The sequence below is a fragment of the uncultured Dialister sp. genome (assembly GCF_900541605.1).
Taxonomy (GTDB): Bacteria; Bacillota; Negativicutes; order Veillonellales; family Dialisteraceae; genus Dialister.
The window spans coordinates 1-7,533 of record NZ_UQKJ01000094.1 but is presented as its reverse complement, the minus strand read 5'-3'; the positions used below and the strand labels follow the sequence as shown (position 1 = coordinate 7,533).

Sequence of the window (7,533 nt, the reverse complement as noted above, 5' to 3'; positions counted from 1 at the left end):
TGAATTCGGCTAAATTTGGTGAGCTTCTAGCGGTTAAATTTGATGAGCTCCGACAGCATATCACTCAGCCGCACGACACCGGGCCCGAAGGTCCTATCCAGCTCAAGGCTCAAGGCTGAAGGCTCAATGCCCCATCCATCCGCACGCCGCCCAGTTGCAGAACTGAGGTGTATCTGCTGTCATGTTTCAAAAGGCGGCGCTTCCCAACCTGTGCGCCGCCACAACCATTCCTCATTCCTAATTCCTGATTTTTTCAGCCCCCGCACGTTCGCACGCCGCTCAGCCACTCAAAAAGGCGGGCCCATCAGCCCGCCTTTCTTATCGCTTATTTCTTATCTTCCTGATCCTTCTTCTCCACCTTTTTCAGGACCACCGAGGCCCCCTCTTTTTCGGCTTCGAATTTATCTTCCTCCGACAGATGTTCCGAATCCAGTACAATTTTCACACCCATCCAGTCCAGCATTTCATCGATGGTATGCTGGGTCTTGTAAAGTTCTCCCATAGGATTTCCTCCTTATACTACAATCAGATATGGTCTTTCCATTCATAAACTTCTTTTCTGCGGCACATGCGCCAGATGAAGGCACCCAGGGTCCACACGAAGGCCACCACCAGGAGCGCCGTGCCCGGCATGCCGTCCATGGCATTCTTCAGGGATTCCACTTCCACCGGGAACACCTGGGGAATCACCGCTGCGTAGGCGGAGAGATAAATGGCAATGGCGAAGAAAGAAGAAAGGTACACCGCCACCAGTCCTGCACCTACGTGGCGCATACGGGTGAAGAAGAAAGCAATGACGAAGAGAATGGCCGTTGCCACGAGGCTGATCCAGAAGAAACTGCCATACATGTTAGAATCACCGGCATGGTTCTTCAGGAGAATGGCCAGGATAATATACACCACCACCGTGAGGACGCTGGAAACGAGGAAAGCCGCCCGGAACCGTTCGCCCAGGGGATTCACCACCTTCACCGCTCCATAGAGGGTGCCCAGCTGGAACGCTGCCAGCACAATCCACAGGGCACAGAAAATGCCGAGCACAGAGAACACCGAGCCATCCCGCATGAGGAACGAAGATCCCGTGAGTCCCATGACCACCAGGGCCACCAGGGAAAAGAGGGACATGAGCTTCATCACCACCGGCCGGCCGAAGGCATTTCTCGCCACGCAGGCCGCCAGCCGGAGCAGGGCCCCGGCCACGATGAACACAATGAGCGCCAGGCTCCCTGTCTGGGACAGGTTCTTCATGGCCTCCGGCACCGCAGCCCCCATCATGAAGAAGCCCAGGAAATACCAGAGTTCATTGCCGTCCAGTCCCGGCTTCAGGAGCCCCAGGATGGCCCGGTTTTCATCGTTGTTCCGGCTCACCAGCGGCGCTGCCAGGCAGAGCCCCCAGTCCGCAGCCTCCAGGATCATGTAGAGGCCGAAAAAGCATAATGGCAGTAATAATACATTTGAATCCGCGTTCATAAAGTCCTCCAGAAATAGATGATTTCACAGGAAAAGATGACCTGCTGTTTTTCAGAAGATTGTTTTCTAAAAGATGGGGTCATACCCTTTAAAAGTATACCACAATATGAGGATATTGGCATGGTCGGGAAGAGATCGAGGTCGAGATCGAGATTGAGGCGGATGGACAACTGGTGACTGGGAATCAGGCCCTCCGGGCCGGGGGCTGTGTGGCCGAGCACGGTGCGACCGGGTGGGGCTGCTGGCTTCTAACGGCTAATTCCCCCAAAAGCCGCTGCCGGAATTCATAATGCGGCGCTTCCCGATTTGTGCGCCGCCACAACCATTCCTCATTCCTCATTCCTAATTCCTAATTCCTGATTTTTCCGGTCCCGTCCTCCTCGATCTCGACCTCGGCCTCGATCTCCCCCTCCACTAGCCACCAGCCGCTGATTCTGCTATGATTATTCCAAAGGAGACATTCCTATGAATAGTAAATTGGCGAAAGTCCTTCTCCTCATTCTGGCCGCTGCCCTGGCGTCCAAAGGATTTAAGAAAGACAAGGCTCCCAGTCTTCCGAAAAAAGAAGCTCCGGCGGAGGCACCAGAAATCCTGAAACCCCTGGAGCCCATTACGAAGGCCTACTGGCTCTTCCATCCGAAGAAAGCCTTCAGCCTGTACCTGTTCCAGAAGGCCGCCGGCATTACCTGGGACCTGGCCCGGAAATATTTCAGGGGATAACTGTCAGTCCCCGTTCCTTCTCCACAGCCGCCGGGCTTCGTCCATGGCGGAGAGAAAGGAATCCGTCCTGCCCAGCGCATGGATCATGAGTCCCGTATACACCTGGAAAAGGGTCCTTTTGATGACCGGATTCTCAAGTGACCGGGAAAGGTCCCTGTCCCCCGCCGCCGGAAAGGCCCAGGCCTCCGTATGGACGAAGGTGGATTGGAAATGGTCCTGTCCGAATGTGGTAATCACATTTCCCCTTTCCAGGCTTATGCCGAGGTCCGTTCCGCCGTATACCACATCCCCCGAAAGGCCCAAAGCCGCCGCTTTCAGGGCCAGCTGCCCGGTCTCCTGGATTTCCTTTGCAAAGGCCAGCAGGCGGCAGGGGAGCTTTTTATCTTCCGGAAGGGTATCCCGGAAAAGAAGGTCCACCTTCTGCCCCGACTTACGAAGGATTTCTGCGGAGCCTTCGAGGAGCTCCCTACTGTTTCCCTGTTCCGGGAAAGGAAAAAGGACCACCAGCGGCTTCGATTCTTTGCTGTTTCTTTCCATTTCATTTCCTTTCAAAAAAAGCATCCTTCCGGATGCTTTTTTTATCGTCTTTTTCCGTATACCCTGCCCGAAAGCTCCCCAAAAGTCAGGGGCCGGCCTTCCATGGCGGCGATTCTCTGTTTCCGTTCCAGTTCATCGGACTCCCGAAGGCTCTGGGTAGCGGTCCCCCAGATAAGGCCCAGGGCGGCGATATTCATAAGGAGCGATGTACCGCCGAAGGAAATGAAGGGAAGCGGAATGCCGGTAACCGGGAACAGGCCGATAACCATGGCGATATTGATGAGGGCCTGCACAGAAATGAGCAGGGTGAGCCCGTACACCAGAAGGGCGGGGTAAGTCTGCTTCAGCTTCCGTCCCACCGACAGGCCGTACCACATGAAGGCCAGGTACAGGGCGAGAAGGGCCAGGGAACCTACGAACCCGTACTCCTGGCTGAAAACGGCGTAGGCAAAGTCCGTATACTGTTCCGGCAGGTAAAGGAACTTCGACAGCCCTTCCCCCATGCCCTGGCCCAGCAGGCCGCCGGACCCTACGGCAATCAGACTCTGCATGGTCTGGTACCCGATGCCCTGGGCATATTTCTCCGGTTCAAAGAGGATGATAATACGCTGCATGCGGTAAGGCATGGCTACGGCCAGCGCCACGAACAGCAGGAAAGACCCCACCAGGCCCAGGATGATTTCAACAGCCGGCATGCCGGCAATGACATAGAGCAGCGCCGGGAATATGAGAATCATGCCGGCGGTGCCCATATCCGGCTGTTTCAGTACCAGCACCGCCATGATGACGGGAAAAAGGAGGGGCGAGAAATACCGGAACATGGCGCCGAAGGAATCTCCCTTCCGATGGCTTCCCAGGTGGGCGAAGGGCTTAAGGATATGCCAGAGAATGGACATGCTCATATTGGCGTCCACCTTTTTCGCCAGGGACGACGCCGCCCAGATAAGGCCCGTTACCTTGGCGATTTCCGAAGGCTGCAGGGATATGGGTCCCAGGGCGATCCACCGGGTGGCGCCGTTCACCGTGCGGCCTGCCACCATGACCAGGAGCAGGAGCCCCAGTGTCAGGAAACACCACAGGAAAGCTCCCTTCCGGATGATGCGGTAATTCACCCGGGACAGGATGAACGCGAAAACCACGCTCACCGCCAGGAACACCAGGTGCCTCAGGATATGGCTGTAGGGGCTCACGCCGGATTCCATATTCATATAATAGGTCGAACTGTATACGTTAAAGGCCCCCAGGATAATCAGTATGCCCGCCACGATGAACATTTTCTGCAACGCTTTGGGCGCATACTTCATATCGATCAGGGACGTCTCGCTACGAGACGACATACCGGATTCCCCTTTCTGGAGAACTTTTCCTCGTACTCCGTCTCCACGTCCCCCGCCACCGGAGCCGCATGGAGATCATAGGTCACATCGGAAAGTTCCCATCCCATTGCCCGAAATTCATCAATGGAAAAATCAAAAAGGTCCTTATTGTCTGTTTTGAAACGGATTTCTCCGCCTTCTTTCAGGATAAGGGCGTAACGCTTCAGGAAATCCCTGTACGTGAGCCGCCGCTTGGCGTGCCGCTTCTTCGGCCAGGGATCGCTGAAATTCAGGTAAATCACATCCACTTCCCCTTCCCCGAAGATGTTCAGGATTTCACTCACATCTCCCAGGATCAGGCGCACATTGTCCAGGGGCGGGTCCTTTTCCGCCACCTTTTTGGCGGCGTAGTAAATGACCCCTTCCTGCACTTCCACCCCGATGTAATTCACATCGGGGTGGATGGCGGCCATGCCGGAAATGAACTGCCCTTTCCCGGTGCCGAACTCCACATGGAGCTCATTGTCCGGATGGGGAAACAGAGTCCTCCACTTTCCTTTGAAATCGGTAGGTTCCTCCAAAAAGAGAATGGACGTATATTCTTTGATTGCTTCATCAATCCAGGGTTTTCTTCGAAGCCTCATAATTCCTCCTGACGAAATGGATTACTTCTGTATAGTATCACAAGTGTCCCATGTATGACAAACCGCCGCAAAGCGGCGGAAATATGGATGGACAGCGTTACATGCGAGCAGGCGGGGGCTAACAGCTGCCAGCTGTTAGCTTCCAGGAAAGCTGGTTCGCCTGCGGCGCACCCATCCGCTAACCTCCGTCGCCTGGCGGCGCCACCTCCTTCCCGAGGAAGGAGGCTAACCATCAGCGGCTCCGCCGCCGATGGAATCCTGATGACTCTATCCACAAAACGTGCAATTAACGCCACACGAGGCCCCTTCCCCGGGAAGGGGCTGCCCACGGGGCTGGGGTTAGCTGATGGAAAGCGCCGCAGGCTGTAGAGCTTTCCTAGCTGCTAGAAGCTAACAGCTAGAAGCCCCATCCGCTCGCACGACGCTTAGCCACAGGACCCCGGCCCGCAGGGCCTGACCACCTAGCCACTAGACCTAGCTACTAGCCACTCACTACTCCTGGCTCGTTCCTGCATTTTCCACTTCCGGCATGGGCTGGGCGGCAATGGCTACGGGGTGGAAAGTATTCCAGTCGAAACTTCTATGTCCATTGGCCTCTGCCCGGTCGGCAATCTGCTTATCCCAGAGGGAATCCATAAAGTCCCGATCCGCCCCCAGCTGTTCCACATCGTTCCGGATCATCACATTGCCGTACATGGTCATTAGGGTGGTAATATCCTTATCAAATTTCGGCGAGAAAATATCGGCCGTCGGATCATAGTGGGCGGCGGTGAGGCCCATGATGCCCATGAACGTATCGTAGAGCATATCATTGGAGAAGGGCATGTTCCTTCTGGCTGTCATGGTGGCCACTTCCGCCGGATGGCTCATCCGATAGGCATCGGACGTGTACACCCAGAAAGGAATGTGAACCATGGTATAGTCGAACTGGTCCGCATTGTGTCCCGGCCGTTCCGTCACCTGTTCCCCGTGGTCCGAGAAATAGAGGACGCTGTCCGCATGGAGCCGGTTCACCGCCTTGTTCATGATATTTTCCATGACGTAATCGTTGAAGAGCACGGAATTATCGTATTCATCATTCATGATTTCCTCGGTGCTCCGGGTCTCGCCGGGGTTGGCCGGCCAGTGGTAGAACTCCGACGGATACCGGTCCCAGTAGCTCACGTGGCTGCCCATGAGGTGCACCACGATGAGCTGCCGCCGGTTGTTGGGATCCACCTTGTCCAGGTACGGAATAAGGGCGGTATCGTAATCCTTTGTCACCACGTCGGTGCCCACGTACTGGTTGATCCAGTACTGGTCATCGCAGGCGGAACCGATGGCGCCAATCGGCGTATCCCACACGCCGAACCGGGACTGGTTGGAAATCCAGGTGGTCCGGAATCCCGCCTCCCGGGCCATGTCGATAATGGAGTACGCATCGGACAGGGTCATATCATTGTATTGGTTCTTTTCCGTCAGCGCTTCCGTCAGCACCTGCACCGTCTGGGTATAGCAGGAATAGCCGTGGTTGAAGAACGTATAGTGGGGATCAATGATGGCCGCCGACTGGAAGGGCGTAGTCTTCCGCTGGTACCCGTACACATTCATATGGTCCCTGGTGAGGGATTCGCCGATGACAAGCACGTACACCCCGTCAGGAGCAGCCTTCAGCCGGTTCACCACATTCTGGTCCCTGATGTGCATATGGCGGCGGGCATTGACCATCTTCTGGAAATCGGAGAAACTGTGCAGGGTCTCATAGGTTTCATAATACACATGGGCCAGCCGGGTGGCGCCGATGGAATGGCCGCAGAGGCCCACATTCACGATGAAAAGGCCCAGCATGACGAACCAGGTCTTCCGGGACACCTGCTCCCGGTTGAAACTGAACCGGCTGGCCTTGAAAATGAGCCATCCCAGGATCACCAGCGCCAGCACACCCACCGCGATTTCCGCATAGGGAATATTGACCTGGATATACTCCATGGTCTCCGCCAGGTTCGTCTGGGCCAGGGCCAGCATCATATTGATAGAAATCAGGGAGTGGGTAATGGCGTAATAGCCGATATAGGTAAACTGGATAAACACATAGAGGATAATGAGCACCACGCAGGCAATGCGGGCGATCACCCTCGCCTTCCCCGGCAGGATCCACGCCGCCGACAGGCAGGAAATGAAGAGGTACAGCGGCGTAGAAAGTTCGCCGGACACATCGGACATATCCAGAAGCACATCGGTCTGGGTAGACAGATAGGGCACTACGAGTGATAATATCCACAGGAATGCAATCGTCAGCCACAGGTGGATAGCCGCCTTCTTCAGGTGGTGCCGGATGAAATAGGCCGTCACGAACCCTACCTGCAGGAACAGGAGGAACACCTTCACCTGGGAGAAGGGCTCATAGCCCCCGGGAGCCCCGAAATACCAGGACAGGAAAAAAGCCAGGCAGAAGGGCACCAGCGTAGCAATGAGCCACCACCGCTTCCAGTGGCCGGGACTTTCCTTCTTGAGGGGCGAAGAAATATGGCTGTCCCTGTACGCCTTCTTCAGTTCTTCCTTTCCCCCTGCGGTCTCTCTTTTGGACACTTTTCTTTTACGATTCATAGAGTAAGCACCTTATATTTACACGAAACTCATAGTCAATTGACAAAGTATTGAAACTATCACATCTGATTTATTTTATCACAAAGCTTCTGTAAATACATCTATGGGAGTGTTAAAAAGAGTTGAGATTTGAGAGTTGAGGTCCAGCGGCTCTCGCCGCGGATGTTGTATGGCCAGCCGCCGTGCGAACGGACGGAGCCGATTTTTCCTTACGTAACCTCCCCCATCTATGGGGGAGGGGGACCGCGGCAGCGGTGGAG

7 protein-coding genes are annotated in these 7,533 nt (G+C 55.3%); 1 reads left to right on the top strand and 6 read right to left on the bottom strand.

What is annotated here, in order from left to right; translation table 11 throughout:
* Nucleotides 1-325: 325 nt before the first annotated feature.
* Both QZR21_RS06975 and QZR21_RS06970 read right to left on the bottom strand, forming a co-directional pair.
* The gene (locus QZR21_RS06975) at nucleotides 326-502 is read right to left on the bottom strand and encodes a tryptophanyl-tRNA synthetase (protein WP_296974573.1); all 177 of its coding nucleotides are present in this window, start codon (nucleotides 500-502) and stop codon (nucleotides 326-328) included.
* Between the two features lie 23 nt (nucleotides 503-525).
* Entirely contained in the window at nucleotides 526-1,470 is a 945-nt protein-coding gene (locus QZR21_RS06970) for a cytochrome d ubiquinol oxidase subunit II (RefSeq protein ID WP_296974570.1), read from the bottom strand.
* Nucleotides 1,471-1,935: 465 nt separating this feature from the next.
* Here QZR21_RS06970 and QZR21_RS06965 point away from each other — a divergent pair, with 465 nt between their 5' ends.
* Nucleotides 1,936-2,190: a hypothetical protein gene (locus tag QZR21_RS06965; protein ID WP_296099724.1), complete on the top strand. Its 255-nt coding sequence runs from the start codon at nucleotides 1,936-1,938 to the stop codon at nucleotides 2,188-2,190.
* Nucleotides 2,191-2,193: 3 nt separating this feature from the next.
* Here QZR21_RS06965 and QZR21_RS06960 read toward each other — a convergent pair whose 3' ends face one another.
* The 4 genes from QZR21_RS06960 to QZR21_RS06945 form a co-directional block, all read right to left on the bottom strand.
* The gene (locus QZR21_RS06960) at nucleotides 2,194-2,742 is read right to left on the bottom strand and encodes a hypothetical protein (protein ID WP_296099727.1); all 549 of its coding nucleotides are present in this window, start codon (nucleotides 2,740-2,742) and stop codon (nucleotides 2,194-2,196) included.
* Nucleotides 2,743-2,768: 26 nt separating this feature from the next.
* The gene (locus QZR21_RS06955) at nucleotides 2,769-4,064 is read right to left on the bottom strand and encodes an FtsW/RodA/SpoVE family cell cycle protein (RefSeq protein ID WP_296099730.1); all 1,296 of its coding nucleotides are present in this window, start codon (nucleotides 4,062-4,064) and stop codon (nucleotides 2,769-2,771) included.
* On the bottom strand, nucleotides 4,037-4,687 hold the full coding sequence (gene trmB / locus QZR21_RS06950) for a tRNA (guanosine(46)-N7)-methyltransferase TrmB (RefSeq protein WP_296099733.1): 651 nt from the start codon (nucleotides 4,685-4,687) through the stop codon (nucleotides 4,037-4,039). The genes QZR21_RS06955 and trmB overlap by 28 nt, the downstream gene beginning before the upstream one ends.
* A gap of 492 nt (nucleotides 4,688-5,179) precedes the next feature.
* Nucleotides 5,180-7,273 carry a phosphoethanolamine transferase gene (locus QZR21_RS06945; RefSeq protein WP_296099736.1) on the bottom strand — a complete coding sequence of 698 codons (2,094 nt, stop codon included), beginning with the start codon at nucleotides 7,271-7,273 and terminating at the stop codon, nucleotides 5,180-5,182.
* Nucleotides 7,274-7,533: the final 260 nt, after the last annotated feature.